At 68.2% G+C, this 26,955-nt stretch carries 26 protein-coding genes; 18 read left to right on the top strand and 8 right to left on the bottom strand.

From position 1 onward, the window contains the following. Positions 1-53: 53 nt before the first annotated feature. The 4 genes from LUU90_RS14460 to LUU90_RS14445 all read left to right on the top strand — a co-directional run bounded on the left by LUU90_RS14460 (position 54) and on the right by LUU90_RS14445 (position 3,599). Entirely contained in the window at positions 54-1,226 is a 1,173-nt protein-coding gene (locus LUU90_RS14460; RefSeq protein ID WP_275004135.1) for a sensor histidine kinase, read from the top strand. Beyond that, entirely contained in the window at positions 1,217-1,855 is a 639-nt protein-coding gene (locus LUU90_RS14455) for a response regulator transcription factor (RefSeq protein ID WP_275004134.1), read from the top strand. Before LUU90_RS14460 ends, LUU90_RS14455 begins: the two co-directional genes overlap by 10 nt. 381 nt (positions 1,856-2,236) lie before the next feature. Then, entirely contained in the window at positions 2,237-2,821 is a 585-nt protein-coding gene (locus LUU90_RS14450) for an NAD(P)H-binding protein (protein WP_275004133.1), read from the top strand. A gap of 163 nt (positions 2,822-2,984) precedes the next feature. After that, a complete protein-coding gene (locus LUU90_RS14445; protein ID WP_275004132.1) occupies positions 2,985-3,599 on the top strand; it encodes a hypothetical protein in 615 nt (204 codons plus the stop codon). 78 nt (positions 3,600-3,677) lie between these two features. On the opposite strand, the gene LUU90_RS14440 is transcribed toward LUU90_RS14445, so the two are convergent. After that, positions 3,678-6,182 carry a DUF4268 domain-containing protein gene (locus tag LUU90_RS14440; RefSeq protein ID WP_275004131.1) on the bottom strand — a complete coding sequence of 835 codons (2,505 nt, stop codon included), beginning with the start codon at positions 6,180-6,182 and terminating at the stop codon, positions 3,678-3,680. Positions 6,183-6,413: 231 nt separating this feature from the next. On the opposite strand from LUU90_RS14440, the gene LUU90_RS14435 reads away from it, so the two are divergent. After that, a complete protein-coding gene (locus LUU90_RS14435; RefSeq protein ID WP_275004130.1) occupies positions 6,414-8,129 on the top strand; it encodes an Eco57I restriction-modification methylase domain-containing protein in 1,716 nt (571 codons plus the stop codon). Here the strand turns inward: LUU90_RS14435 and LUU90_RS14430 are convergent. The 4 genes from LUU90_RS14430 to LUU90_RS14415 all read right to left on the bottom strand — a co-directional run bounded on the left by LUU90_RS14430 (position 8,071) and on the right by LUU90_RS14415 (position 10,960). Further along, positions 8,071-9,063: a hypothetical protein gene (locus tag LUU90_RS14430; protein ID WP_275004129.1), complete on the bottom strand. Its 993-nt coding sequence runs from the start codon at positions 9,061-9,063 to the stop codon at positions 8,071-8,073. The two genes, LUU90_RS14435 and LUU90_RS14430, sit on opposite strands and share 59 nt — an antisense overlap. Before the next feature lie 423 nt (positions 9,064-9,486). Then, positions 9,487-9,825, bottom strand: coding sequence for a nucleotide pyrophosphohydrolase (locus LUU90_RS14425; protein ID WP_275004128.1), 339 nt, complete (start codon positions 9,823-9,825; stop codon positions 9,487-9,489). Between the two features lie 89 nt (positions 9,826-9,914). After that, positions 9,915-10,583, bottom strand: coding sequence for a YdcF family protein (locus LUU90_RS14420; protein ID WP_275004127.1), 669 nt, complete (start codon positions 10,581-10,583; stop codon positions 9,915-9,917). Then, positions 10,580-10,960, bottom strand: a complete 381-nt coding sequence (locus LUU90_RS14415) for an NUDIX domain-containing protein (RefSeq protein WP_275004449.1) — start codon at positions 10,958-10,960, stop codon at positions 10,580-10,582. Before LUU90_RS14415 ends, LUU90_RS14420 begins: the two co-directional genes overlap by 4 nt. 258 nt (positions 10,961-11,218) lie before the next feature. Between LUU90_RS14415 and LUU90_RS14410 the strand changes: the two genes are divergently transcribed. The 5 genes from LUU90_RS14410 to LUU90_RS14390 all read left to right on the top strand — a co-directional run bounded on the left by LUU90_RS14410 (position 11,219) and on the right by LUU90_RS14390 (position 13,794). Continuing rightward, positions 11,219-11,626: an HAD family hydrolase gene (locus LUU90_RS14410; protein WP_275004126.1), complete on the top strand. Its 408-nt coding sequence runs from the start codon at positions 11,219-11,221 to the stop codon at positions 11,624-11,626. A gap of 32 nt (positions 11,627-11,658) precedes the next feature. Then, entirely contained in the window at positions 11,659-12,219 is a 561-nt protein-coding gene (locus tag LUU90_RS14405; protein ID WP_275004125.1) for a 2'-5' RNA ligase family protein, read from the top strand. A 57-nt stretch (positions 12,220-12,276) separates the two neighbouring features. Continuing rightward, positions 12,277-12,567: a hypothetical protein gene (locus LUU90_RS14400; RefSeq protein WP_275004124.1), complete on the top strand. Its 291-nt coding sequence runs from the start codon at positions 12,277-12,279 to the stop codon at positions 12,565-12,567. Further along, complete coding sequence (locus tag LUU90_RS14395) at positions 12,501-13,130, top strand: alpha/beta hydrolase (protein WP_342470406.1); 630 nt, start codon at positions 12,501-12,503, stop codon at positions 13,128-13,130. Before LUU90_RS14400 ends, LUU90_RS14395 begins: the two co-directional genes overlap by 67 nt. A gap of 517 nt (positions 13,131-13,647) precedes the next feature. Then, the gene (locus tag LUU90_RS14390; protein ID WP_275004123.1) at positions 13,648-13,794 is read left to right on the top strand and encodes a hypothetical protein; all 147 of its coding nucleotides are present in this window, start codon (positions 13,648-13,650) and stop codon (positions 13,792-13,794) included. On the opposite strand, the gene LUU90_RS14385 is transcribed toward LUU90_RS14390, so the two are convergent. Genes LUU90_RS14385 through LUU90_RS14375 form a run of 3 tightly spaced genes read right to left on the bottom strand, consistent with a single transcriptional unit; the run spans position 13,786 to position 16,316 of the window. Further along, positions 13,786-14,331, bottom strand: coding sequence for a macro domain-containing protein (locus LUU90_RS14385; protein WP_275004122.1), 546 nt, complete (start codon positions 14,329-14,331; stop codon positions 13,786-13,788). The two genes, LUU90_RS14390 and LUU90_RS14385, sit on opposite strands and share 9 nt — an antisense overlap. Beyond that, positions 14,324-15,160, bottom strand: coding sequence for a competence/damage-inducible protein A (locus tag LUU90_RS14380; protein WP_275004121.1), 837 nt, complete (start codon positions 15,158-15,160; stop codon positions 14,324-14,326). The genes LUU90_RS14385 and LUU90_RS14380 overlap by 8 nt, the downstream gene beginning before the upstream one ends. 13 nt (positions 15,161-15,173) lie before the next feature. Then, positions 15,174-16,316: a hypothetical protein gene (locus tag LUU90_RS14375; protein ID WP_275004120.1), complete on the bottom strand. Its 1,143-nt coding sequence runs from the start codon at positions 16,314-16,316 to the stop codon at positions 15,174-15,176. Between the two features lie 56 nt (positions 16,317-16,372). Here LUU90_RS14375 and LUU90_RS14370 point away from each other — a divergent pair, with 56 nt between their 5' ends. From LUU90_RS14370 to LUU90_RS14335, 8 genes are all read left to right on the top strand, one after another. Then, on the top strand, positions 16,373-17,251 hold the full coding sequence (locus tag LUU90_RS14370; RefSeq protein ID WP_275004119.1) for a YwqG family protein: 879 nt from the start codon (positions 16,373-16,375) through the stop codon (positions 17,249-17,251). A 77-nt stretch (positions 17,252-17,328) separates the two neighbouring features. Continuing rightward, complete coding sequence (locus tag LUU90_RS14365) at positions 17,329-18,531, top strand: sensor histidine kinase (RefSeq protein ID WP_275004118.1); 1,203 nt, start codon at positions 17,329-17,331, stop codon at positions 18,529-18,531. Further along, on the top strand, positions 18,528-19,241 hold the full coding sequence (locus LUU90_RS14360) for a response regulator (RefSeq protein ID WP_275004117.1): 714 nt from the start codon (positions 18,528-18,530) through the stop codon (positions 19,239-19,241). Before LUU90_RS14365 ends, LUU90_RS14360 begins: the two co-directional genes overlap by 4 nt. Positions 19,242-19,364: 123 nt before the next feature. Further along, positions 19,365-21,017, top strand: coding sequence for an alpha/beta hydrolase (locus tag LUU90_RS14355; protein ID WP_275004116.1), 1,653 nt, complete (start codon positions 19,365-19,367; stop codon positions 21,015-21,017). A 203-nt stretch (positions 21,018-21,220) separates the two neighbouring features. Beyond that, positions 21,221-21,925: a class I SAM-dependent methyltransferase gene (locus tag LUU90_RS14350; RefSeq protein WP_275004115.1), complete on the top strand. Its 705-nt coding sequence runs from the start codon at positions 21,221-21,223 to the stop codon at positions 21,923-21,925. A gap of 98 nt (positions 21,926-22,023) precedes the next feature. Beyond that, complete coding sequence (gene treY, locus LUU90_RS14345) at positions 22,024-24,576, top strand: malto-oligosyltrehalose synthase (RefSeq protein ID WP_275004114.1); 2,553 nt, start codon at positions 22,024-22,026, stop codon at positions 24,574-24,576. Beyond that, complete coding sequence (gene treZ / locus LUU90_RS14340; RefSeq protein WP_275004113.1) at positions 24,573-26,420, top strand: malto-oligosyltrehalose trehalohydrolase; 1,848 nt, start codon at positions 24,573-24,575, stop codon at positions 26,418-26,420. Before treY ends, treZ begins: the two co-directional genes overlap by 4 nt. Before the next feature lie 4 nt (positions 26,421-26,424). Beyond that, positions 26,425-26,943: a DUF6650 family protein gene (locus LUU90_RS14335; RefSeq protein WP_275004112.1), complete on the top strand. Its 519-nt coding sequence runs from the start codon at positions 26,425-26,427 to the stop codon at positions 26,941-26,943. Positions 26,944-26,955 lie beyond the last annotated feature (12 nt).

Genomic DNA, 26,955 nt, shown 5'->3' with positions numbered 1-26,955 from the left:
GAGGTGTGGTTTACCGCAGTCCGCGGGGCCGGCGTCGTCCCTATCCTGGCGAGGTGGACCCCGCCCCCGCCGTCTGGCGCAGCACCCCTGCCCGCATGCTGTGGGGCGCCGCCCTCGGCACGGTGACCTGGCCGCTCGACCTGGTCTGCGCGGTGGCCGTGCTGCTCCGCCGTCCGGCGCCGCCCGGCCCGGTGGGCACCCTGGTCGCCTGGCACCGCCGTCGCACCGTGCGTTTTCTCGGCTGGTCCGACGACGGCGCCGCGCTCACCTCTCCCCGTGCCGCCCGGTATCTCGCGGCGCGGGTCGGCGTCGGCCTGATCGGCACGTTCGTGCTGGGGCTGTTCGCGTACGGGCTGTTCGCGGTCGTCGCGGCGCTGGCGTCGTGGCTGTTCGACATGCGGCTCACCGTCGACAAGGCATTCCAGGGCGACGGGCTGTCGACGCCTGAGCTGCTCGGGATGATCCCGGTCGGCGCGATCCTGCTGTACCTCGACCTGATGGGGCTGATCGGCGTGGCTCTCCTGGATCGGTCGGCCGCCGCGCGGTGGCTGGCGCCGAGCCGGAGCGAGCGGCTGGAGGCGGAGGTCGAGTCGCTGACCGTGAGCCGGGCTGATCTCCTGGCGGCCCTGGACGCGGAGCGCGGGCGGATCGAGCGGGACCTGCACGACGGCGTGCAGCAGCGGGCCGTGGCACTGGGGCTGCTGGTGAACCGCGCGCGGCGGGCCGTCGGCGCGTCGTCCTCGGGTTCGTTGTTGCTGGAGCAGGCTGCGCGGGAGGCGGAGCTGCTGGTCACGGACCTGCGGGACGTCGCGTGGCGGGTGCGGCCGACGACGCTGGACACGCACGGGCTGGCGCCGGTCCTGGCGGAGCTCGTGTCGCGGGCCGAGCCGCCCACGGTGCTGGAGTGGGAGTCACCCGAGCGGCTGCCGCCCGGGGTGGAGACGACGATCTACTACGTGGTGGCGGAGGCGCTGACGAACGTGGCGAAGCACTCGGGGGCTGATGAGGCGCGGGTGCTTGTCTCTGTTGGTCGAGCTCGTCGAGACCTCCCGGCCCCGGAGGCCCACGTCACCATCACCGACAACGGCCTCGGCGGCGCTGTGCTCTCGCCCGGCCACGGGCTGGCCGGACTGGCCGGGCGTGTGGCCGCCGCGGGCGGCACGCTGGCCGTGGACAGCCCCGCCGGCGGGCCGACCCGGATCGAGGTGAACCTCCCGTGCGCGTGATGCTCGCCGAGGACTCCGCCCTGCTCCGCGAGGGCATCCGCAGCCTCCTGACCGACGAGGGCCACGACGTCGTCGCCGCGTACGGCTCCGCGGAAGGGCTGCTCTCGCGGCTCGAGGCCGAGCGGCCCGACGTCGTCGTGCTGGACGTGCGCATGCCGCCCACCCACACCGACGAGGGCGTGCGGGCGGCGGTGCAGATCCGGGAGCGCTGGCCGGAGGTCGGGATCCTCGTGCTGTCCCAGTACGTCGAGCGCGAGTTCACGCAGGTGCTGCTGGGCGACGACGCGCGCGCCGTCGGCTACCTGCTCAAGGACCGGGTGATGGGCGTGGACGACTTTCTCGACGCGCTGGACCGCGTGCACGCCGGCGGGCTGGTGCTGGACCCGGACGTGGTGCGGCAGCTGTTCCGGGACACGTCGCATGCGCTGGGTGGGCTGACGGAGCGGGAGCGGGAGGTCCTCTCGTTGATGGCCGAGGGGCGGACCAACGCGGGGATCGCTGCGGCGTTGTTCGTGTCTACGTCGGCGGTGGAGAAGCACTCGAACGCGATCTTCGACAAGCTGGGGCTGCTGGCCGAGGACGGGTACAACCGGCGGGTGCAGGCGATTCTGCGGTATCTGGAGTCGTGATGCTCTGGGTGCGGATAAGAGCCCGGACAGTCGATCCCGACGGTCCGGGCCCTTCGCTTCATTCGTTCACCACAGGCCGCCGCCCTTGCGGCGCTTGGTGCTGCTACCGCCGCCCCACAGCCTCTTGAACAGGCTCTTGCTGCGGCCCTTTGTGGTTTCACTTCCCCATGTGCCTCGCTTCAAGCTCTTCGCGCGAGACTTCTTACCCCATAGACCAGCCATCAACGACCTCCTCGGGTACGGACAGGCTTCAAGGCTACGTAGGCCCGCTGGCCAGGTGAATTACACGTCGTACGGTTGACATTCCCGGAGCGCAGCCCGGGACGCAGGCTTGAGCGATTGGCTTTGCCCCGGGACGTGGCCCATTCATAGGGTGAGCCGGTGCGCATCTTCCTTGCCGGGGCGACCGGCGTGATCGGGTCCCGACTGCTGCCACTGCTCGTCGCCGCGGGCCATGACGTCACGGGGACGACGCGCTCGCCCGAGCGCGCGGGCGTGATCGAGAAGGCCGGCGGCACCCCGGTCGTCGTGGACGTGTATGACGTCGAGGCACTCACGACCGCCGTCGTCGGCTCGCAGCCCGACCTGGTGATGCACCAGCTCACGGATCTCCCTGACGATGCCGCGGAAATCCCGGCGCGGGCTGCCGCGAACTCGCGGATGCGGACCGAGGGGACGGCCAATCTCCTGGCGGCCGCGTCGGCGGCGGGCGGGGCGCGGGTGCTGGCGCAGTCGATCGCGTGGACGCCGCCCGGGCGGGGCGACGCCGTCGCGTGGCACGAGGGCGCGGTGCTGGATGCGGGTGGGGTCGTCGTTCGTTACGGGCAGCTCTACGGGCCCGGGACCTATTACGTGGCGGAGCCGCCTGCGCACCCGCGGATCCATGTGAGCGATGCTGCTCGGCGGACGGTTCCGTTGGTGGAGGCGCCTCCTGGGGTTGTGGTGCTGGCCGATCCGGAGCACTGACAGGAGTGTCCGAATCCGTCTCCGCGCCGACGTGCGCAGCATGATCGTAGAGCGGCCTCATGCCCTGCGGAAACTACGTTCCTGACCAACTACCCCGCGGCCTAGACGTGTGGAAAACCTGCTTCCATTCGCGCCCGAGCCGCAATGGCGTCCATATGCTCGGGTGATGTCCACGACCCGAGTGTTCGACATGTCCCTGCCCGCCGGATCAGTTGTTGCCTTCGACAATGTCCGGCCACTGATCATGACCATGCCTGCCTACTGGGCAGACGGGTCGGAGCTTCGCTGGACCGAGCACGCCTGGGGCGTCCTGGAGTCCGAAGGTCTGACCACCTTCCACGATCCTGTCGAAGAGGTCCAGGTGCTCTGCCGGCTGCTCACCCTCGCCGCGGCTGGCCGAGCATTCTCGGATCTCGCGAGCGGCGCGCACGTCGACTGGAAGGACGCCTTGGGCACGGGACCGGAGACGATCGCCGCAACTCTGGACCAGATCGCCCTGGGACGCCTGGCCGAACGGTTCGACCTGTACAGCAGATTCGACGCGCGGGAGACAGCAGCGGGCCTGGCCGCAGTGGTCGCCCGTCAGGAGTGGGAGGAAGTGACCGGAGCCCTTCGCCACGTGCTGGGCGACACAAGACTCTTCGCGAGCCTGTGGGCGATCAGGTCGTCCGAAACTACATACCCGCTCGACGACCGCGTTCTCGAAGATATCGCGGGCAAGGGCAGTGGCGACAAGGCAAAGGCGTTCGAGTGGATCTCTGAGGGCATGCCTCTTTGAGAGCCTGGACTGCAGGACGGACTCGGATGTCGATGAGCTCACACATGGGCCCAGGATGACCGCCGGGGCCCTGCCTGCTCACAGATACCGCGGGAAGACTTCCGCGAACTTGTCGGCAGTGCTGACCAGCCACTGAGCGAGCAGCGGTGCCTGAGCGTCGTCGCGCCAATCTCCCTCTTTACGAAGGATGACCTGGCTCGACTTGTTCTCGGGTACGTCGCGCCATTCGAGTGTGTCGCCGACGACGGCCTCGATCTCCTCACGGTGGGCAAGCAGGTGGGCGAAGAGGGCCTTGTCGTGCCGGATGTAGAAGGTGCAGAAGACAGCGGCGGGCTCGCGGGACGCGAGCGACAGGGCGATCAAGACTCCCGGGAGTCCCAGGCTGATGTCGAGCGCGTATTTCGTCGAGGCGCTCGGCCAGGAGGCGATCGTCGTCGAGCCAGCCTCACCAAGGTCCCGGACGGTCTGGAAGAACTCCCTGCGCTGCGCAAGGAGAGGTCTCGATCCGCTTGGCCGCCAGGCAGGACTGTCCTCGTTGACGTCCAGGCCGACCAGCGTCGCGAGCTCCTGGGCGTCGATGAACTGATCGGGGTGGGCGTGGCCATCGCCGTCGAACTCGAGGCCCTCGGACTCCAGGTACTCACGAGGGTCTTCGGTCCTGGCAGGGTCGCTCCAGCGGAAACCGGGCGAGATCTTGCCGCCGGTCTGCAGCACCCGCCACGCACCCTGCATCGGGTTGCTGGTGATGATCGCCGCGATCGGCTGAGGATACGAGCCGGCGACCAGCGCGACCTCGCCGTAGGACGTCCACCGGCCGGCCGGGACCTCGGCGACGATGGATGCGACCAGGATCCGCATCGCCGATGGTTCTTCGCTGGCTGGCACGACGACGCTCTCGTCCGGTCCCGGCCACAGCGCGATGATCTTGTCGGCGAGGACAGCACCACGGGCTGCGATCTGCTCGGCGCCCCACGCCTCGTGCTTGGCGATCTCCTGGTTCATCCGCAGGCCGCTGGACGCGAGCATCGGCCGCTTCTCGTCGAAGCCCTTGTTGCTCAGCTCGGAGTTGTACCCGCTGAGGGTCAGGTTGCCGAGCGTATGCACGATCCGCTCGTGCTCGTAGGTAACGTCCGCGCCTTCCGGCAGGCCCGCAGCGAATATCTCGCGCACGGCCTCAGTCAGAGTCTGCGGCAGGACGTGCTCGATCGTCAGGTTCTTGGGGTCGATTGCTTCCTTCGAGCCGTACGACTCCTCCAGCCACTGCAGGATGAGCTTCTTCTGCGCTGCGCGGCCCTGCCAGTAGAACGGGACGGTCCTGGCGGCGTCCCGCACCTGCTTGTCGGTGGCGAAGTACTTGCGTCCGCGCGACAGGAAGTCGCGCAGGGCAACGTCGACCTGTTCGGCGTCCGTGATCGCTGCGACCGCCTGCAGCAGTGTCCTGTTAAGACCGGCTGTCGCGCGTCCGATCGCGATGCGGCGCACGAAGTAGGACTCCAGGTACGTGAACGCGGAGGCGGCTTGCTCGGCGGTGGCAGTCCCGGCGGCGCGCCGGTCGAGGATGCGCATCACCAACGGATACGCCGTCGTCGATCCCCATGCCTTGATCCGTGTGAGCCGCCGGCGGATCTCGTCATCCGGTTCGCGCTGCGGATCCAGGATCGTTGCGAGCACGTCGCCGAGCTTCGCGATACGAACGACCTCGGCCTCGATCTCCGCGGGCGTCGTGAGCTTCTCCAGACGCTTCTGCTGCCCGACGTAGGTGTCGGACTGCTTGGCGCGCTCATCGGTCTGCACCAGGTCCAGCCAGAACAGCAGCTCGAGGCTGTCGGCGCTGAGCTTCTTCTCCAACGGCAGCCACGTGCTGTCGTAGACGAGGTCAGCACGTCCGCCGAGGCGCATGAACAGGTAGTTCTTGAGCAGGTCGGACTGGTTGAGCTGCAACCCGGTGTTGTTGAGCGACTCGAAGATACGGTGCGCATTGTCGCCAGGCTCTGCGGTCACGACGACGATGGCGAGACCACGGACAACAGCGTTCTCGATCTCTTCGAGGTCGTGCGGGTCGTCAGGATCGTCGGCCGCGGCGATCTTCGAGCGGAAGTGGTTGTACGCCTCACCGACCGTGTCACTACCGCCGGCATCCGGAGCAGAACGAACAACGGCCAAGTACGCCGGGCGGTCGGCCTGCGTCGGGAGCACCTTGGCGGGCTTGCCCTTGTCATACACGTTCACGAGGTACTGGGCGTGGATGCCCTCGGCGCGCTCAGGGTCCCCGGTCTCGATGAGGTGGTCGCGCAGTGCCGCGAGCAGGAGGGTCAGCGTGGTCAGCCGCTGCTGGCCGTCGACGACCAGCAGCTTGGATACGCCGACGACGGAAAAGTCCGGGCTCGTGGCCAGGACGAGCGAGCCGATGAAGTGCGTTGCACCGGGTTCCTCGCGAAGCGTCTGGCTCAGCTCGACGACGTCGTCCCACATCTGGTCGAGTTGCTTCTTGCCCCACGAGTAGGTGCGCTGGTATAGCGGCACCTGGTACTGCTTCTTGCCCTCCAGCACGCCAGCGAGGTTCGTCTCAGTCGCCTTGACCACGTGCGCTCCTGCCTCTCACCTGCACAACTACCTGGCCCTTACGGTACTGCGCAGCCAGTGGAGCAGAGTGCCCCCGCGCGCTGGGAGGGTCTACCTCAGTCCAGAGCTGCCTCAGCAACCTTCGACGCCTGCCAATGCGTGGAGCGCGGAATGCCGTCCACACGAGACGCGTAGCGGCGCGCCACGCACACGTGTTCGGATCGACGGGCGCCACATGGCAGGATCAGCGACATGGCAGTGGCACCGGTTGACGAGGTCGAGTACGGCGAGGTCTTCACCAGGCGATGGGTCGTAGAAACCATCCTAGACCTGGTCGGATACACCGCCGACGCCGACGTCTCGAGTAAGACTTTGGTCGAACCGAGCGTTGGCTCAGGCGCATTTCTTGTTCCGATTATTGAGCGTCTGGTCGCAAGTGCTGCACTGCACGGTGTGCCCCTGGCCACACTCACCAGCGCAGTGCGCGGATATGACCTACAAGCAGACCACGTGAAGACCAGCAGAGAACGAATCGCATCGGTGCTTGAGTCAGCAGGTGCGAGTCGAGATGTGGCCGATGAGCTCGCCAAGACTTGGATCCACCACGCGGACTACCTACTCGATGAGTCGGGACTTCAGGCGGACTTCGTTGTCGGCAATCCGCCATATATCCGAACTGAAGACCTAGACGACGACCAAGAAGCAACATATCGGGATCGCTGGAAGACGATGAAGGGCCGGGCCGACATCTTCGTGGGGTTCTACGAGCGCTCGCTAACCATCCTTCGACCAGGCGGAAGACTGGGATTCATTTGCGCCGACCGCTGGATGCGAAACCAATATGGAAGCGCATTGCGCGCGCTTATTGGAGATCGCTTCGCGGTGGAGACGCTGTGGCAGATGCACGATGTCGACGCGTTCGAAGCAGAGGTTAGTGCATACCCAGCAATCACTGTCCTTTCGAACTCGCAACAAGGCCACGTGACTGTTCTCGAGACCAACTCGACCTTTGACCGTTCGGACGCCATCGAGGCGATCAAGTTCGTACAGTCAGAGGACGCTCAGAATTCGGGTGACGGGTGGAGCGGTGCGCGGCTTAGTAATTGGTTCAAAGGGCCAGAGCTCTGGCCCGCAGGTGGCCCCGAAAGGATCCGGCTGCTCGAGAAGCTAGCGGAGCGCTTTCCGACACTCGAAGAAACAGGGGGTGACACGAAGATCGCGATTGGCCTCGCAACAGGAGCTGACGCGGCCTATATTGTAGATGCCGATGGCGATACGGACGTTGAGCCAGATCGACTGCTACCCCTAGTGATGTCGGACGACGTCCGCTCGGGCCGCCTATCGAACCCTGCGAAGGCTCTGATCAACCCTTGGGATGCGCAAGGAAACCTTGTTGAACTCTCGCGTTACCCACGGATGGAGAAGGCACTTCTCGCACACCCTGCCGTCTTAAGCCGCTACGTTGCGCGCAAGAACCCCAAGGCCTGGCACCGGACGATCGACAAAGTCAACCCCGGCGTCGCCCAGAAGCCGAAACTGCTGCTACAGGACATGAAGGCTCAGATCACGCCGGTCCTTGAGCCGGGCGGATACTACCCACATCACAATCTCTACTACGTCACGTCGACCGGTTGGGACCTTGAGGTTCTCGGTGGACTCCTGCTGTCGAGGATCGCACAAGCGTTTATCGAGTCGTACGGCGTGCGGATGAGGGGCGGAACTCTGCGGTTTCAAGCGCAGTACCTGCGAAAGATCCGAGTGCCAGCTCCGGAATCAATCAAGCCAGAGATCGCCAGTCGACTTAAGGAAGCTTTTCGCTCGCGGGATCGCGACGCCGCCACCGTCGCAGCGGAGATGGCATACGAATTGCACGAGAGTTCTCTCGTGGAGCCGCCCCCGCAACTTCTGCTCATGCCGGAAGATCGATCGCATCCTTACGGCGCGCGCGCGCCTCGGAGTGCATATTGACGGGAGTGACGTCAAGAACCCGCGAGACCATCGCAGCAAGGAATCGTTCTGGCGCGAGGTTTTCCGGAGTGGCGTCGCGCCGAATGGCGACTGCGGGCAAATTCGCAAGAACGTGCTCGATCTCTTCCTGCTCGACCGCAGAGAGCTCAAGCTCCTCTTCCGAGGGCTCATCCTCTTCATCGCTATCAATGCCGGCAGCAGCGAGACGGTCCTCAGTGTCCGTGCCGTCGTCTTCGGGAACCGCGGCGTCGGCGCCATACTCGATCAACACCAAGCATGTCGCGTGGTAAGCGTCGTCCTCACGCCCGAGTTTGGCAAGCAGATCCATAAGCCACTCAGCAACGTCGGGCGCGGACTGGAGAATATCCGAACGCAGCCCGAACACGAACCCCAAGGCCGCCATCGGGTGACGGAGCCGGAGGTTCTTGGCATCACCATAGGACTCCTCGACCCGGTTCGCTGCGTTATTCCCATATGAGGAATCCATGCGCTTGGTAGAAATCAGCAGTTCAGGGCCCGTGTGCCAGTCCGTCATGACGACGTCGACCTGCTTGCGATAGTTCTTTCCCAGGATGCTCGCACTCGCCGCTGTTACGCCCTTGACGGAGCCCTTCTTCGAGATCCACTCTTCGAGCGGCTTTGCAATTCTTCCCGGCACGGAATCGAGCAAATTGGAGATCGTTACCGGCAGGATGCGTGGCGCCATGGGCCTGGGCCAGACCACATCTCGGCGGAAGCCCGAACGACGTAGCTCGTAACTCAGCCAGACGTCCAGCGCCAGTGCAGGAACACCTGACTGGGTCGATGCGCCAAGGTGTAGCGGCACACCGAGCAGCCGCGCAAGCGTGTCAAAGTCAGGCTCATACGTGGCTTGCCCATCAGCACCCCGCACCCATGGATTCGTGTGGACGCCTTCGGGCGCGGCGTCGCCCACGATCCGATCGAAGAGCACCCATGCCTCTGTCTTGAGATTCCTCTTGGCAGCCAACTGACCCCTTCAGTGTCCGAGCGCCGAGCACGCGACCTGCGTCGTAGCACGCTACTGGCCTGGGGCTGCCAGTGCGAACTCGTCGGATGTCCCTGGGTCTCGGAGTGCTACGTTCGCATCATCTGAGGGGCGCCATTCCGCATCAAGGTCCCGAATGCTCACACAGACAGACGACGTCGGCCAACTGGCTGCTGATAGCGGATGCGTTCAAGAACTTGTGGGATCTGGAGCGGCCGCCGTCGGCTACCGACGTCACTAGAGCCTTCGGTGACGAGACGACTGAGCTCAGCAGTAACGAAGGGCGCCAACCGTGACCGGCACCCACCATGCTGGGATCGTATCGACCATCCACGCGAGTGATTCGCGCAATCAGGACACCGAGTGCGACGGAGGGAAGCGATCGTCGTTCCTCGTGATCTTCGCGTGTGCCGCCTGAATCAGATCCACGCCGCAGACATCGGCAAGTTGGATCAGGTAGAGGAAGACGTCGGCGAACTCTTCCTCGACCTCGTTCCGGGTGTCGGGGTCGGCCAACTTCTCATAGACCTGTTCGTCCGTGAGCCACTGCATCTCGGCAAGTAGCTCGCCAACCTCTCCCGCGAGCGCCATCGCGAGGTTCTTGGGCTTGTGGAACTGGCCCCAGTCCCGCGCGGCGGCGAAGCCTCGGAGCCGGTCGCGTAAGGACTCGATCGTGGCGTCGTCGTTCATGCGGCTGATTGTGCCCGGGCTGCGCATGGTCGCGTGCAGAACCGCGAAGAGCTCCGAAGACGCCGCTGCCGGCCATGGGGCTCCCAGCGTCAACGAGGCACGAACGCTCCGTTAACGCGCTGGAGCGAGACGAAGCTGCCGTCAGTGATGCGTCGCCGAGTCTCCTGCCACTCGCGGATCACACGCCGCCGCCCGTCGAGATGCTCAGGCCAGATGTCCCTCGTGATGGGAACACCCGAGTAGATCGGCTCGTAGCTCAGCCCGTGCAATGGCTCGGCTTTCGAACACACGGAGGCGAGAATCTGGATCGCGCGACGGTGGTACCACTTGGACACCGCCGTGACGGGTAGGCCGAGCTGGACGGCCTCATCGAGGAACGTGGCTGAGTTCTGAACGTTCTGCCAGGTGTCTGCCGACTCGGCCTCGACGCGAATCACGTCCTCGGGGACACCGCGCTCGATGAGCAGGTCGCGCAGCACGTGCCCTTCGACGATCCCGTTGTGCCGGTTGATCCCACCGGTCACGATGATCAGCGGAGCCAGACCCTGCTGGTGGCGGTCGGCAACAAGGTCTGCGGGCAGCGTCTGATTGGTTCCGAACACGAAGTAGGCCGCAGGGCCGGTCGGCGGCGCCTCAATGTCGACGAACGCCGTGATCTCCGGGACCTGTTCGAGGCCGATGTCGGCGACGCTGAAGTCGATGCCGGCGTACACCGAACCGTCGCCACCGAGCTCTGACGCTTCCCCTTGGTTGGTCACGTCCTGCTCCCTGCTGCTGCGAGAAGTTGCTGGGGGCTATGGGCGAGCACCGTGCTCCAAGTACACCGTGCCGCCGCGTGTGCCTGCCGGACCCGGCGCTCCAGCCGTGGGATCACGTAGTCCCCCAGTTTGGCGAGGCTGACCCACTCGTAGGCGTCGAGCTCCGTGCCATCCAGCCGAATCCGCGGCTCGTCGTCGCCCAGGGGACCACAGTCGAACAGGTAGAGGATCTTGTCCACTTCGCGATCGTTCGGCGTCCAGTCGCTGGCCAGCAGCCGCCGCACGGTCCGGTCCAGGCCGAGTTCCTCACGAACCTCTCGCTCGCATGCCGCCGCGGGGGACTCCCGATGTCGACGTAACCGCCCGGAAGGTCCCAGCCGTTGCTGTAGGCCTTGTGCACCAGGAGCACGCCGTCGGCGGTCGCGAACAGCGCCCCGGCCGCTACCCGAGGTGTCGCGAACCGGGAGGCCGGATCGGCGGTCACACGGCCACTCTCACCGCGCATGCGAGCCGGGTCAGCTCGACCCCTGGGCGTCTGGCGGCGGTCTCGACGAGAGAGTTCACAACGTCCTTCGTGATGCGGCGGTGGCGTACCTGGGAAGGTGCCGATGCCTCGGCCCGCACGAGCGTAGCCAGTGCATCCTCCCTGTCTCCCACAGCGAGGCTTGCACGCGCGATATGCACCTGGAAGCGCTGCGCGCGACGGGAATGACCGTCACGACCGCGGGGCCGGACTGGCTCGACTGACCGGCCCTGGTGTCTCGAAGGCCACGACGCTCGAGCGGCTTCGGACCAAGCTCGGGGTCGCTATCGAGCACACCGTCGCGATCGGCGACGGGGCCAACGACATCGAAGCTTTGGCCTGGGCCGGCCGCGGCGTAGCGATACGTCACGCTGCCGAGGCTGTGCGCGAGGCCGTCGGGGAGGTTACCGGCACCATCGACGAGGATGACGCCGCGACGGTGCTGGCGTCTCTGCTGCGGTCAACGGCCGGCAGCCTGCCGAGCAACCAACAGAGCGCTCAGCCTCACGCCACCCGATGATGGAGATCGCGAGTCGGAAGGAGGCGACCCCCTTGTCTGAGCTGTCACAGAAGATGGGCGTGTCCTTCGCTGTCGAAGGCACGGCCGCGGACGACGTCGTCCAACTGAACACCACGATCGCGGGCTCCTTCGGTTCCCAAGTCAGGTTCGGCCAGGACGGGAACAGCCGGCCACATGTGACGGTCGCACTGGGCGAGGTGGGTCAGAACGCGCTTGCCCACGCGATCGCGCTTGTAGAGCGGAGTACCCGCACAGCGGAGCCATTCCTGATGACCTTCGGCCCCGTCGCACGAGAATCCGTCACCGGCCGGTACGTCTTGGCCGACGTCTACCTACCGGAACCGATCCGCCAATGGCGGAGCGCTCTGCACACGAGGATCACCGACCACTTGAGCGGGCTGGGGCGCACGACCGACGAGCCCCATCTGACGGTCGCCGTCGTCGAAGAGCACGGCACCGCAGTCGACGAACTGTTGGCCCGAACAGACCAGCGGATCGCTGGCTGCCGAGTCACCCACATCGACGTCGCTCAGGCCGGCCCTCGCGGCGCGAAGGGCACCATCATCCGGAGGTTCACGCTCCGCGACGCCTGACATCGCCGATCTGCGTGGCGGGGTGCGTACTGACGGTCACGGCCCAGACCTGCCACGATGTCGATGCAGCCCGTCGACCTGGGAAAGCACATGCCGTCGGAGTCCACGATCACGTTTATCTCGCTCGTCGGCCTGCACCTGGTCGGGGACCTGACCATCCCTAGCTCGCCCACGGATCTCGGCGTCGTGCAAGTCCACGGCGGCGGCGTCACTCGGCAAGAGGCAGGGTTCTTCGACCGCGAGGCGGCCGGCCTCGCAGCGGCTGGCGTGGCAACTCTCCGATTCGATCTGCGAGGCCACGGCGAGTCAGGCGGCAAGCAGAAGACCTCACCCTGGCCGGTGTCCTGAACGACATCCAGGTAGCGCTCGAGGAGCTCCGCGCCCGAACCGGCGTCACTCGCACATCCCTGGTCGGGCAGAGCTTCGGCGGCCGAATCTGCGCCTATTACGCGGCCAAGCGGCCCGACGATGTCGAACGCCTCGTGCTCCTGTGCCCCCAGCTCGACCACAAGAAGCGCACCATTGACTCCTGCGCGTACTGGGCCGGCGGTCGCCTGTCATCCGACAAGGCCAGGGTGCTGAGAGAACAGGGGTTCATCCAGCACTCCCCCACCTTCCGGCACGGACGCGCGATCTACAACGAGGTGTTCTGGCTCCGGCCCCACACCATCCTGGACGAGATCCAGGCACCCACGCTCATCGTGCACGGCACCGCCGACACCCTAGTCCCGATCGACACCTCTCTGGCCGCGATGGACGTGCTCAACAACCGTTCACGGCTGGAGCAGATCGACGGCGACCAGCACGGCTTCGCCGTCGACGGCGACCCGACCTACGCTCACCCGCAGTCCCAGGTGTGGCAGGCACACGTCATCCACCAGGTCGCCGACTGGATCACGGCCGAGAACTGACGGCAGCCTCCAGGTCCGCCACGATCGGGTTGTTGCTCCAGCGCCGCAATGCGGTGAGCGTCTCACGCACGATGACCCCGGTCCTGGCCGACCCGATCTCCCGGGCTGCGCCGAGCGCCTCGATCGCCTGTGCTGCCGACGGCTCCGGCTGACCCGCCCGCGCGAGTGCCGCGGACCGGCGAGCCGTGAAGACCCGACGTCCCGGCGGGACAGCTCTCCGCCGGACAGGACGCTCGCATACAGGTCAGCGGCTCGGTCGGGTTCGCTAGCCTCCAACCACGCTGTCGCGACCCGCGGATCCAGCATCCGTTCTCGTTCCGCGGCCAGCGCGTAACGCCTGATCCGTCACCGCACCCAGCTGCACCGGCTGCCCGTCATGGCCTGCCCCTTGGCCGCCTGAAGCAACGCCTCTGCCCGCAACCACGGGGCGAGCTTCCACGGTCCGTCCAATGCGGTACGGGCGAGTAGGAGAACCCGGCGACCGTCGCGAACGTCATACGCCATCTGAGACTTGCGGATGACAGCCGGCCGTGACGTAGCGATGGGCCACGCTGCCGAGGCTGTGCGCGACGCCACCGACGAGGTCACCAGCACCATTGACGAGGAGCGTGCCGACGCCGTGCTGGCTTCACTGGTGCAACCAGTACCCGAGCAGTCAGCCTGACAGAGCGTCCACCCACGCCGTCGCGAGTTCCTCGTTCGAGGCAACGAGCCTGATCAACGCAGGGAAACGCCGATCGGCATGGGCATCGATTGCGTCGACCATGACTGCGGCGGCATCAACATACGGCATACCGCCGGTCCCCGTGCCCATCCCTGGAAACGCCACGGTCACCACTCCGTGCTCGTCGCACTGAATCAGCGCAGCTTCCATCGCACGCCGAACATTCGCCTCCGTTGCCTCGGCGACCGGGTTACGCATCGTCGGTGCGTGGAGGACCCACTCTGCGGGCAGGGTGCCGGCAGTCGTGAGTATGGCATTCCCCAGTGGAATGGGAGACCTGCGAACAGCTTCGGTCTCGATCTCTCGCCCGCCCCCACGAGCAATTGCCGCGGCAACACCGCCGCCCATCGTTCCGTAGCTGTTCGCCGGGCAGACGATCGCGTCGGCATCGACCTGGGTCAGGTCGCCCAGTATGACCTCGACGCGACGGTTCGCTCGAGAACGGGTGTCCAAGAGGCTGCCCGCGGCGTCATTCATCGAAGGTCACCGACTGCACCTGGATCGACGCTCCTGCCAGCTCAGAACGAAAGCCTTCGATTGCGTCTGTGAGTCGGTCCGTGACGTCTTCCAGGTTGCTCCCCCGGCTTGAGATGGTCGCCTGCATCCGAACGTCCTTGCCGAAGCGTTTCGCCCGAGACTTGAGATATACGTTCGAGTCCCCATACTTCTCATCAAATGCAGCCAGCGAGGCCGATAGTTCGGACTCATCGTTCGTGGACGTCACGATCGTCGCGGAACGAAAATACCCCGTACCCAGCACGCGCTGGAGATGCGGCCCAGCCCCATTGCCGAAAATGTACTTCAGCTCCGACGGCACGCCCGGAAGGTTGAGGATCGACAGGTCCTCCTTGGCGTCGAACCACACGCCTGGAGCCGCCCCCACCTGATTGTCGAGGGCAATTGCACCCTTCGGCAGGAGCGCCATCTTGGCCCGTGCCTGGAGCGCCCCCGCGCTCGATGTGTCCCTGACTCGCCCTTCCGCGGCCAGAGCGGAATATCGCTCGTTGACAATCCGCACGCCGTCAGCATCCTCCTCCGTCTGCGCCCCGAAATAGTCCGCGACGGCCCCAACGGTGAGGTCATCACGCGTCGGACCGAGACCACCTAGCGTGATGACGAGACGAGGCTCCAATTGCAGCAGGAACTCCAGCCCATGGGCGATCTCACGCGGGTCGTCGGGCACGACTGCGGTTCGGACCACGCTCGCCCCTCGGCCCGAGATCTGTCGGCAGACCCAACCGCTGTTGCTGTCCGTTGTCGAACCGTCCAGGATCTCGTTTCCAACTACCAACAGAGCAACTTTCATGTGTTCCGTCCCCTCACAACGCTGTCATGATCGCGACGACCGCGACGGCCAATGACGCAATGGCGAGCCCGAGCGACATCCACTGCATCGTCTTCAGCTTCTCCTGGATCCTGATGTCATACGACAGACTCGCGAGCTCAAGAATCGTGGTCGAGTGCTCCCCGATCTCGTCAACTCCCTCGCGCATGGCACCCAGGGCAGTTTCCAACGGTCCGAGGTAGTAGTCGTCGAAATGGCGGTCTAGGTAGGCGTACAGGCCGGCGTGGCGTGGACTGCTTCCCGCGCCGCCCAGGGACGTGCGTCGAAAGTCGACGAGAATCCGCTTGCGGGCTTCATTTCGCACCAGGTCGCGCCGCAACGAAGCCAGCCGATGGGTCCCTTCGAGCGCTTCAGCGAAGGTCAGCTTGTCGTCCGCGCGGCGATCGAGCGAGCCGAGGTCCGCCAGGGCGGAGACCGCATCTGGGACGGTGTCACGGACATTGGCCAGGACATCTTGGGCGCCCATGCACGCGACCGAGTGCAAGTAGAACTCGTCGATCGGGTTGTCGACGCCGGAACATCCGTTGTCGCCACTGATCAGGACCGGCACGACCCCGTCGTACAGGTAGAGGCACGGAGTCTCGCCACATCTCGCAAGCTCTCGCAGCTTGGAGTCACTCCCCGACGCGACGACAGCCGGCTCCGCATATCGAACGGCCGCGCCCACCGGCTCGAGCCCCAGATCGATGACCTGACTGCGGAAGTCCTGAATGAGTTCTTCGACGTGTTCCGGAGTGACATCGGTCGGCGGCGTCTCGATGCCCGCGACTAGGTCGAAATGGAGCGCGGACCCATCGCGAATCGTGATGCGTGGCCGTGACGCGCCACTCCCCCGAACAACAGCCACATCCGTGAGGTGTCGGCGAAGGCCTGCGGCCCGCTCGACGTCCAGGAAGTCCGTGTTCATCAACGTTGACCGGACTGAACCGCTGCCGTGGGTACCTGGCCGGAGTCGCCACTGGCTCGAGGCCTCAAGGCGCTCGATCAGGTCCTGCGTTGTATGCGAGTTGTCGAGCCTGCCCCAGATCCTGAACTGCTCGCGCAACCCGACCCCCGTCTTCGCGATGTGCCCCTTTGCGATGGTAGCGAGTATGCAACGGCCCTGGTAGGTGCCCATGCTGATCAGACGACTCTCGACTCCCGTCCGCGGAATTGCCCGGTACTGTGCCCACCGTGCCCGACATCTTCGGTGACGTGACGAAGCTCGCGAACCAGCACCTCGACGCAGCAACCGCAGAGGCCTGGCTGCGTCTGGTACGCCCGGCCGCGGCACTGGTCGAGGCCACACCGGACGACGACGCCGTCGCCAGGCTGGGCGGACAGCCACGGCTACCTGCCGGGACGCCATGGCCGCGATGGGACGCGATCACTCCCCTGTCGTACGTCGGCGAGCTGGATCTTGCAGCCCTGGCCGCAGCCGGCTACGACCCGGGAGTTCCCCTGCCCTCTGACGGCCGGCTCGCGTTCTTCGTGCTGGACGACAGCGATGGCCAAGGTTTCGCCGACGGATCCGACCTGGACAGCTACCGCGTGCTGCACCTGCCGGACGGCGGCACCACAACGCCCCCGCCGGTAGGCGCCCACACCTACGCTGAGCAGACGCTGTCGGCCCGGCAGGTGGTCACTGCCCCCGACGCCTTCGACCGGGCCCTGCCTGCGGCCCTTGGTATCGACGCTGACGCCGACTACCGAGCCTGGCTCGACCACCCCGTCCGAGCGCCGGAGTTCTTCGATGCGTTCGAGGCATCGCGCGGCACCCTCCCGCGGCACCAGGTCGGCGGGTGGGCGTCAGCGGTACAGGGTCCCGTCGAGGTCGAAGCGGCACACGCGGAGGCGCGGCGCCGTTCGCTCAGCAATGAATCGAGCGGATCGTCCGATCTCAGGACCGGAGAAGTCGCGGACATGACGGACCGGTGGGTACTGCTCTTTCAGGTGGATTCCTACGACAGCGTCATGTGGGGCGACGTCGGCACCCTGTACTGGCTTGCCCGCGCAGAAGACCTCTCCCGCGGTGACCTGTCCAACATCCGATTCGTCATGCAGTGCTGCTGAGCCGGGCCGCCTGGCTGCCACGCCGGGCCAGGCGGAGCCGTCGGTGTACCACCCCACCCCGCCCTAGGCTCAACCCGATGCCCAGCCCGACGCCCACCCCAGAGCGACCACCCCGGGAAACCCTCCAAACCCGCCTGGTCGACTCCTCCCTCATCGCCGTAGCCGTCGCCCTGGCTCTGATCTCGCTCCAGATCCAGAGCAACGAACCCGAGCAGCTACCCGCCTGGCTCCTCACCGCAGACCGCCTCACGGGCCTCCTCGGCTGCGTCGCACTCTGGTGGCGCCGCAAGTTCCCGGTGCAGATCGGTATCGCTCTGGCCGCCGCGAGCGCCTTCTCCGAGACCGTCACCGGGGCGGCGATCGTCGCCCTGTTCACCGTCGCGATTCACCGCTCCACCCGCGCCACGGTCGGAGTGTGCGCAGTCAGCCTCGCGGCGCTCAGCATCTACCAGCTCCTGTGGCCGGACCAGACCGCCCCGCCGGTCACCGTCTTCACCGTCATCGGGCTGGGGCACGCCGCCACCGTGGCGTGGGGGCTGTCGGTGCGGCACCGTCGGGCGCTCGTCGCGTCGCTGCGCGACCGCGCGGAAGCGGCGGAGGTCGAGGCACAGCTGCGGGCCGAGCGCTCCGAGCGCGAGGCGCGGCAGGCCCTCGCGCGGGAGATGCACGACGTGCTGGGTCATCGCCTCTCGCTGCTCAGTGTTCATGCCGGCGCGCTGGCCTATGCACGCACTGCGCCGCCCGACGACGTCGGCCGGGCCGCGGAGGTCGTCCGGGAGAACGCGCACCGCGCGCTCCAGGATCTGCGCGAGGTGGTCGGGGTGCTCCGGGCTCCCGTGGGCGAGCTGCCGCTGCCAGACGCCGAGGACGTGCTGGAGCTGGTCGACGAGGCGCGCGCGGCCGGGACGTCGGTCGAGCTGCACGACGGCGCTGGGGTGACGACCGGCGAACGCGTCCTCCCGGACCTGCAGGGCCGCACGCTCTCCCGCATGGTCCAGGAGTCCCTGACCAACGCACGCAAGCACGCCCCGGGCGCGCCGGTCACCGTCCGGATCACGGGTCGGCCCGGTGACCATGTCGCCGTCGAGGTGGCCAACGCGCCTCCGGCAGCCGGAGCAGCAGTCCAGACGGCAGCCCGGACAGCAACGCAACCAACCGGCTCCGGGACCGGCCTCCGCGGACTGCAGGAACGCGCCCGGCTCGTGGCCGGGCGTCTCGACCACGGACCGACGGACTCGGGCGGCTGGCAGGTCCGGCTCCGCCTACCCTGGCCGACGTGACTCCTCCCGCCCCGGGCGACGAACCAGCCATCGAGGAACCGGCCATCGACGTGCTCATCGCCGACGACGACCCGGTGGTCCGCTTCGGGCTCCGGATGATGCTGAGCGGTGCCCCCGACCTGCGCGTGGTGGCCGAGGCCGCCGACGGCGCGGAGGCCGTGGAGCTGGCCCGCCACCACCACCCCGACGTCGTGCTGATGGACATCCGGATGCCGGGCACGGACGGGCTCACGGCGACCGAGACCCTGCGCAGCGACCCGAGAGCCCCGCAGGTCTTGGTGCTGACCACCTTCGACGCCGACGCCCACGTGCTGCGCGCGCTGCGGGCCGGGGCTGCTGGGTTCCTCCTCAAGGACACCCCGCCTGACGAGCTCGTCGTCGCGATCCGGCACGCGGCACAAGGGCGTCCGGTGCTCTCGCCCGAGGTGACCCGGCGGCTCATCGCCAAGGTCGCGGAGTCGGACGAGGACGCTCGCCGCGCCACGGCTCGCGAGCGCCTCGGCGTGCTCGGGGAGCGGGAGCGCGAGGTCGCCGTCGAGATCGGGGCCGGTCGGTCCAACGCGGAGATCGCTGCGCGCCACTTCCTGGGCCTGACCACGGTGAAGACCCATGTGTCGGCCGTTCTCACCAAGCTCGGTCTGAACAACCGGGTCCAGGTGGCCCTGCTGGTACAGGAGGCGGGGCTCGGCCCCTCCGACCGACCGGAGTGATGACCAGGGGTCCCCAGGTCTCCGGTTTCGGACCCTTCGGTCAGCAGGCTCGGACCCTTCGGTCGGCCGGTTCGGACCCTTCGGCCGATGCGCGGGTCTGAAGGCCTTCCTAGGGTCGATCGCATGCCTCCATCAACTCGACGAACCCGCCCACCGCACGCCGTTCTACGGATCGCCGGAGTGCTCGCCGTCGTCTCCTTGGCCGTCACCGGGTGCGCCGACGGGGCCGGTGCGGCGCTGACAGCCTCGGCGAACGACGTCACGCCCACCTCGCCAACCCCGACCGCCGACGCACCAGCCCCGGACCCGATCGACTGGAGCGAGTGCGGGCCGGGCCTGGACTGCGCCACCGTCGAGGTCCCGCTGGAGTACACGAATCCCGAGGGTGAACAGATCTCGCTCGCGGTGATGCGTCATCGGGCGACCGATCCCGAACAGCGCATCGGGAGCCTGTTCATCAACGCCGGTGGTCCGGGCGTGCCCGCGTCCGACCTGATCAAGTACATCGACCCAGGCAGCGAGACCAGCACATTCTCGCCCGACGTCGTGGCGCGCTTCGACGTCGTCGGCATGGACCCGCGCGGTGTCGGTGAGTCGGACGCCGTCCGGTGCCTCACCGACGAACAGCGGGCCGAGCAGGCAGCCGAGAACCGCGACCCGAGCATTCCCGGCGGCAAGCCGCTCGGGCGTCTGCTCCAGGACGCCCGGACGTTCACCCAGGGGTGTGTGACGCACCAGGACCGCGCGTTCCTGGCGAGCCTGTCCACCGACAACGTCGCCCGCGACCTGGACCAGGTCCGTGCCGCGATCGGCGAGGAGCAGATCACCTTCTACGGTGCCTCCTACGGCACGGTGGTCGGTCCCATGTACGCCACGCTGTTCCCGGAACGGGTGCGCCAGATGGTGATCGACGCGCCGGTCGACACCGACCTGTGGCAGAACGACCCGCTCCAGCTGCTCGACGAGGTCGCCCGCTCCAACGAGGAGACCCTCGATCTCTGGTTCGAGACCTGCCGCGCGGAGGGCGTGGAGGCATGTCCCTTCGGGGACGGCGACCCCGAGGCCGCGTTCGACACCCTGATCGCCGACCTGGAGGCCGAGCCGCTCCAGGTCCCGCCGGCCGAAGGACTCACCCCCGGCGGTGTACTCGACGGAGCCATGGCACTGGAGGCGGTACGTGCCGCGGCCGGTGCCCGCGCGCTCTGGCCCTCCCTCACCACGGGCCTGCTCGACGCCCAGCAGGGCGACGGGACCTTCCTCCACTTCCTGCTCACGCACGTCACGGTCGCGCCGTTCGGTGGTCCGTTCGCCACCCTCCAGGAGCCGCACACCGCCGTCCGCTGCGTCGACTGGCCCGCACTGAGGAACCTGGGCGAGCACCACGCGGCCGCACGCGAGATCACCGCACGCGGCGAGCGCCTGGGCAGCCGGGCCGCGTACAGCGCGCTCAACTGCGCGCGCTGGCCGGCGGAGAACAAGGACCGGTTCACCGACGAGCTGACCGGCGCCGGCGCCCCGCCGATCCTGGTGGTGGGCGGCCGCGTGGACAACGTGTCCCCGTACCACTGGGCCGAGGCCATGACCGAACGGCTGGAGGACGCCGTCCTGCTCACCCGGACCGGGGTCGGCCACACCTCCTACCGCATGAGCGGGCCGTGCATCGACGAGGCGGTCGACGCCGCGCTGATCGACGGCGTGCTGCCCGCCGATGGCACCGTCTGCGACGCCGTGCCGGCGGGTACGACCAGGCCGCCGGCGGCGCCCGCAGGCAAATAACCGAGCAGCGGAGCGACGGGCCGACGTCGAACGATCAGTCGAGCGTCCCCCTGCCGGCGTCGGCAACCCTGCCGGCGTCGGCACCGTCGACGACTGGGGAGAAACCCGGCACCTTCGGGAAAGAGTCCTGACCGCGAACCCGTCACGACGACCCCGCCAGATAGCGTCAGCCGGGACATGAACCGTCCGCCAAAGGGGATCCGATGAAGGCCGACCACTACGACGAGTTCGCAGCCAGCTATGACGCCGAGAACGCCGGGAGCCTGCTCAACGCCTGGTACGAACGACCGGCCATGGTCCGCCTCGCGGGCGACGTACGCGGCCGCAAGGTCCTCGACGCGGGCTGCGGCTCCGGACCACTGTCCGCCGAGCTGCGCGACCGCGGCGCCGACATGACCGGGTTCGACGGCAGCCCCGCGATGATCGAGCTTGCTCGCCGCCGGCTCGGCGACGACGTCCCGCTGACCGTCGCGGACCTCACGCAGCCGCTGCCCTACGCGGACGACACCTTCGACGACGTCGTCTCCTCCCTCGTCCTGCACTACTTCGAGGACTGGCACGCGCCCCTCACCGAGCTGCACCGGGTCCTCAAGCCCGGCGGCCGCCTCATCCTCTCGGTCAACCACCCGCTCGTGCGCCCCTTCTTCTTCCCGGAGGAGGACTACTTCGCTTTCCGCCAGTACTCGGAGGAGTACGAGTTCGCGGGCCGGCCCGGGACGCTGACGTTCTGGCACCGCCCCCTGCACGCCATGACCGACGCCTTCGCCGCCGCAAACTTCCACATCGCGTCGATCGTCGAACCTCCGCCGTCCCCGGACACACCGGCCGAGCTCCTCCCGCCACGGATCGCGAGCGGAGAGCGGACCGCCTTCGTGTGCTTCCTCTTCTTCGTCCTCGAGGCCCGGTGAGACACCAGACCCACAGCGGTGAACACCCGTCGCCATCGTGGCTCCGCCGGTAGCGTGATCCACGGCGCACCCGAGCCACCACCGAGCGACGGAGGCACATGCATTCCCATCTTCCCGGACCAGCCCGCCGCACCCCGATCAGCACCTACCGCCTCCAGCTCGGCCCCGACCTGACGTGCGCGGACGCCGAGAAGGTCCTCCCCTATCTCGACACCCTGGGGATCACCGACCTCTACCTCTCGCCCGTCCTGCAGGCCGCGCCCGGTTCCACGCACGGGTACGACGTCGTCGACCACACCCGCATCAGCGACACGATCGGCGGCCGAGAGGGGCTCGAACGGCTCGCCGCCGCGGCGCACGCGCGCGGGATGGGCGTCGTCGTCGACGTCGTCCCGAACCACATGGCCGTCCCGACCCCGGCCTGGCACAACCGCGCCCTGTGGTCCGTGCTGAAGCACGGGCCCGAGACCCCGTACGCGAACTGGTTCGACGTCGAGCTCACCGAGGGCGAGGGCCTGCTCATGCCGGTGCTGGGCGCGCGGATCGGCACGGTGCTCGCCGCGGGCGAGCTCGTCCTGGACCACGCCGTCGTACCCGGCGACGGCGGCGCGGACGCCGGCACCGAACAGCCCGTCCTGCGCTACTACGACCACCTCTTCCCCGTCCGGCCCGAGACGGAGGACCTGCCGCTCGCCGAGCTGGTCGGCCGCCAGCACTACCGGCTCGCCTACTGGCGTGTGGCCGACGAGGAGCTCAACTACCGCCGCTTCTTCGACGTCGGCACGCTCGCGGGCATCCGCGTGGAGGACGCGGAGGTCTTCGACGCCACGCACGCGCTGCTGCTCGACCTCTTCCATGCCGGAGTGATCGACGCCTTCCGCATCGACCACCCCGACGGGCTGGCCGACCCCCGCGGCTACCTGCGCCGGCTCCATGAGGCGACCGGCGGGGCGTGGGTGGCGGCCGAGAAGATCCTCGAGGTGGACGAGGCACTGCCCGACGACTGGCCCGTCGCGGGGACCACCGGCTACGACACGGCCTGGCGGCTGCACGCCCTGCAGGTCGACGACGACGGCGCGGCCCCGCTCGCCGGCCTCCTGCACGAGGTGACGGGCGAGCAGACCACCCTCGACGAGGTGATCGAGCAGGCCAAACGCCAGATCGTCGAGACCTCGCTGCACGCGGAGATCCACCTCCTGACCACGATGCTTGCCGACATCTGCCGCGGCGACGTGCGGCTGCGCGACCACACCTTCCGCTCCCTGCAGGACTGCGTCGTCGAGCTCGTCGTCGCGTTCGGCCGGTACCGCGCCTACGTCGTGCCCGGGGAGGCTGCGCCGCCCGAGGCCGAACGCGTCGTGCACGAGGCGGCCGACGTCGCTCGCTCCCGCCTCGACCCTGACCGGCACGACACCCTGGACCTCGTCGTCGACCTGGTGCTCGGACGGGAGGCCGGCTCCGCGGGCCGCCAGGGCGAGGAGCGGCGAGCCGAGTTCGTCGTCCGGTTCCAGCAGGTGTGCGGCGCCGTCATGGCCAAGGGCGTCGAGGACACCGCGTACTACCGCTGGACCCACCTGGTGAGCCTGTGCGAGGTGGGCGGGTCGCCCGACCGCTTCGGCGTCGGGCCCGACGAGCTCCACGAGCACGCGCGACGCACCGCCGAGTCGTGGCCCGCGACCATGACCGCGGGCTCGACGCACGACACCAAGCGCGGCGAGGACGTGCGTTCGCGCATCGGTGCCATCGCCGCGCACCCCGACGAGTGGTCAGCGCTCGTGCGGCACCTGCGCGAGGCCACGGCCGGCCTGCGCCCCGCCGATCTCGACGGCCGCACCGAGAACCTGCTGTGGCAGACGCTCGCCGGCACCTGGACCGAGGCCGGACCGATCGAGCCCGAGCGGCTTGCCGCCTACCTGGTCAAGGCGTCGCGCGAGCAGAAGGCGTGGACCACCTGGACCGCACCCGACAAGACCCGTGAGGAGGGCCTGGTGCGCTACGCGACCGACCTGCTCGAGCACCCCGAGGTCGTCGCCGGGTTCAGCGGCTGGGTCGAGCAGGCAGCCCTCACCGTGCGGCGCTCGGTGCTCGCGACCAAGCTGCTCCAGCTCACCGTGCCCGGCGTCGCCGACGTCTACCAGGACACCGAGGTCACGGGGACCTCGCTGGTCGACCCCGACAACCGGCGACCCGTCGACCTGGAGGCGCTCGCCTCCACACTCGCCGCGCTCGACGCCGGCCGGACACCGTCCGGTCTCGCCGAGGAGAAGCTGGCGGTGACCGCCGCGGCGCTGCGCGTCCGGCGAGAGCACCCCGGTGCGTTCGTCGGCGAGGACGCGGGCTACGAGCCGTTGCCCGTGACCACGGGCCGCGCCGTGGGCTTTGTCCGGCGCGACGCCGCAGGGCCGCGCGTCGCCGTCGTCGCGACACGGCTCGGTGACGCGCCGGGTCTGGCGGACGCATCCGTCGTCCTACCCGAACCGCTCCCGGACGAGGCGTGGCGGTCGGTACTCACGGGCTCGCCCGCCCACGCCGGCGCCGCCCGCCTCAGCGACGTGCTGGGCGCCTGGCCCGTCGCCCTGCTCGTGGCGGAGCCTGCCAGTCCCGCTGAAACCGCAACACCCACCGGACCGACGGACGGGGCGACCGCATGACCGCTCCCCTGCGCGTCTGGGCGCCGCATGCGTCCCGCGTCGACCTCGTGCTCCCGGCGACCGGCTCCACAGAGCCCCTGACCACACCCATGACCGCCGACGCCGGCGGCTGGTGGCGCGCCGAACGCCCCCTCCCGCCCAGCACCGACTACGCGTTCTCGCTCGACGGCGGCCCGCCGCGCCCCGACCCGCGCAGCCCCTGGCAGCCCGCCGGCGTGCACGGCCCGTCGCGCACGTTCGACGCCGGAGCGCACCCGTGGACCGACGCCGCCTGGCCCGGCCGCGACATGCTCGGCGCCGTCACCTACGAGCTCCACGTCGGCACGTTCACGCCCGAGGGCACGCTCGACGCCGCCGTCGGACGCCTCGACCACCTCGTCGACCTCGGCGTCGACGTCGTCGAGCTCATGCCGCCGGCCGGGTTCGGCGGGCACCACGGCTGGGGTTACGACGGCGTCGCCCTCTGGGCGGTCCACGAGCCGTACGGCGGCCCGGCCGCACTGCAGCGCTTCGTCGACGCCGCGCACACGCACGGGCTCGCGCTCTGCCTGGACGTCGTCGACAACCACCTCGGCCCGTCGGGAAACTACCTCGCCGAGTTCGGCCCCTACTTCACCGACCGGCACCACACGCCCTGGGGCGCGGCCGTCAACCTCGACGGCGACGGCGCGGCCGAGGTACGCGCCTTCGTCATCGAGAAGGCGCTGCGCTGGTTCCGCGACTTCCACATCGACGCCCTGCGCCTCGACGCCGTCCACGCGCTCGCCGACGACTCACCCCGGCACCTGCTCGCCGAGCTGTCCGACGCCGTCGCGGCGCTCGCCGCAGAGGTCGGGCGGCCGCTCTCGCTGGTGGCCGAGTCCGACGCCAACGACTCCCGCACCGTCACGCCCACCGATGAGGACTTCCAAGGCCGTGCCGGATACGGCATGACCGCCCAGTGGGCCGACGACGTCCACCATGCCCTGCACGCCCTCCTCACCGGAGAACGGCACGGCTACTACGTCGACTTCGGCGCGCCCGAGACGCTCGCCAAGGCCCTCACCGAGGTCTTCGTGCACGACGGCGGCTGGTCCACCTTCCGCGACAAGCGCTGGGGCGCCCCGGTGCCGCCCGACCTGGACGGACGCCGCTTCGTCGTCTGCTCCCAGAACCACGACCAGGTGGGCAACCGGGCGCTCGGCGACCGGCCGTCCCGCGTGCTGTCGCCCGGCGGGCTCGCGGTCAGCGCCGCGGTCGTGCTGCTCGGGCCATTCACTCCCCTGCTGTTCATGGGCGAGGAGTGGGGCGCGACCACGCCGTTCCTGTACTTCTCGGACCACGAGGAGCCGGAGCTCGCCGAGGCGGTCTCGCGCGGCCGGGCGGCGGAGTTCGGCGGCCATGGCTGGGCCGAGCTGTACGGGGCCGACGTCGAGGTACCTGACCCCCAGGCACGCTCGACCTTCGAGAGCTCTCGGCTGGACTGGGCGGAGGCCCGCTCCGACGGCGGACGCCGGATGCTCGACCTGTACCGGGCACTGATCCGGCTCCGGCGCACCGAGCCGGCGATCGCGTCCGGGGACCGGCGGTCCACGACGGTGCGGGTCGAGGACGGGGCTGTAGTGCTGACACGCGGCGCCGTCGACGGCGGTGGCCGCATCGACGTCGTGTTGGCGCTGGACGAGGGGCCGGTATCCGTGGCCGTCTCGCACGAGGATGAGGCACCACGGCTGGTGCTCGACTCCGGCGTGGTGCTCGGGGGCGGCCCGGCGGAGATGGAGGGCGGGCCAGGTGCGACGACCGTGACGGTGGAAGGTCCGGGCGTGGTGGTGCTGCGGGCGAGAGACAGATCATCGTTAACATGACCGCATGGCACGATGGCGGCTGCCCTGGCGCTTGACTGGATTCTCGACGCCCGTAGTCGGGGTGCAATGGGAGCAGCATGATGGCGACCACGAAGTAGTGCGCCGAGTGCTGAACGCGCTCGAGGATCGACGCATACTCTTCGCGCAGTACGGCGCCGAGTCACCCGACCGCTGCATAGCGTCGGCGGTCCAGGTCCGTCACATCCTGACTGATGCGATGAACACACGTGGAATCAGCGACGGCCTGGAGCTGGCGTTGAAGGATCTCCGGGCGGTGTTCACAGCCTTCGTGGATGCGATGCAGAGCGGTGACGCGCAGCGCCATGGAGTGAACCACTTCGGGTTCACCGCGGCACTGGCCACCCTGCGGTCGCTCGTGGGCGAACGCCTGGCACCGCTGTGCGCTGAGTACGAGATCGAGATCGTGGGAAGACTTCAGCTGATCGTTCCCGACAGCTCGAACTGGTTCTTCCTCAACTTCAGCCACGGCCATGACGACTATGGGTTCGTCAGAGAGCCGTGACCAAGCGCGTCG

The sequence above is a fragment of the Promicromonospora iranensis genome (assembly GCF_028994775.1).
Classification (GTDB): domain Bacteria; phylum Actinomycetota; class Actinomycetes; order Actinomycetales; family Cellulomonadaceae; genus Promicromonospora; species Promicromonospora iranensis_A.
This window is presented reverse-complemented; position numbering and strand designations above follow the sequence as displayed.

Excerpts from the sequence above, each read along its gene's own strand:
- LUU90_RS14435 (WP_275004130.1), top strand. The coding sequence starts at position 6,414 with ATGGCAGTGGCACCGGTTGACGAGGTCGAGTACGGCGAGGTCTTCACC.
- LUU90_RS14425 (WP_275004128.1), bottom strand. The coding sequence starts at position 9,825 with ATGAACGACGACGCCACGATCGAGTCCTTACGCGACCGGCTCCGAGGC.
- LUU90_RS14400 (WP_275004124.1), top strand. The coding sequence starts at position 12,277 with ATGTCGATGCAGCCCGTCGACCTGGGAAAGCACATGCCGTCGGAGTCC.
- LUU90_RS14390 (WP_275004123.1), top strand. The coding sequence starts at position 13,648 with ATGACAGCCGGCCGTGACGTAGCGATGGGCCACGCTGCCGAGGCTGTG.
- LUU90_RS14385 (WP_275004122.1), bottom strand. The coding sequence starts at position 14,331 with ATGAATGACGCCGCGGGCAGCCTCTTGGACACCCGTTCTCGAGCGAAC.
- LUU90_RS14380 (WP_275004121.1), bottom strand. The coding sequence starts at position 15,160 with ATGAAAGTTGCTCTGTTGGTAGTTGGAAACGAGATCCTGGACGGTTCG.
- LUU90_RS14375 (WP_275004120.1), bottom strand. The coding sequence starts at position 16,316 with ATGGGCACCTACCAGGGCCGTTGCATACTCGCTACCATCGCAAAGGGG.
- LUU90_RS14365 (WP_275004118.1), top strand. The coding sequence starts at position 17,329 with ATGCCCAGCCCGACGCCCACCCCAGAGCGACCACCCCGGGAAACCCTC.
- LUU90_RS14355 (WP_275004116.1), top strand. The coding sequence starts at position 19,365 with ATGCCTCCATCAACTCGACGAACCCGCCCACCGCACGCCGTTCTACGG.
- LUU90_RS14350 (WP_275004115.1), top strand. The coding sequence starts at position 21,221 with ATGAAGGCCGACCACTACGACGAGTTCGCAGCCAGCTATGACGCCGAG.
- treY (WP_275004114.1), top strand. The coding sequence starts at position 22,024 with ATGCATTCCCATCTTCCCGGACCAGCCCGCCGCACCCCGATCAGCACC.
- treZ (WP_275004113.1), top strand. The coding sequence starts at position 24,573 with ATGACCGCTCCCCTGCGCGTCTGGGCGCCGCATGCGTCCCGCGTCGAC.
- LUU90_RS14335 (WP_275004112.1), top strand. The coding sequence starts at position 26,425 with ATGGCACGATGGCGGCTGCCCTGGCGCTTGACTGGATTCTCGACGCCC.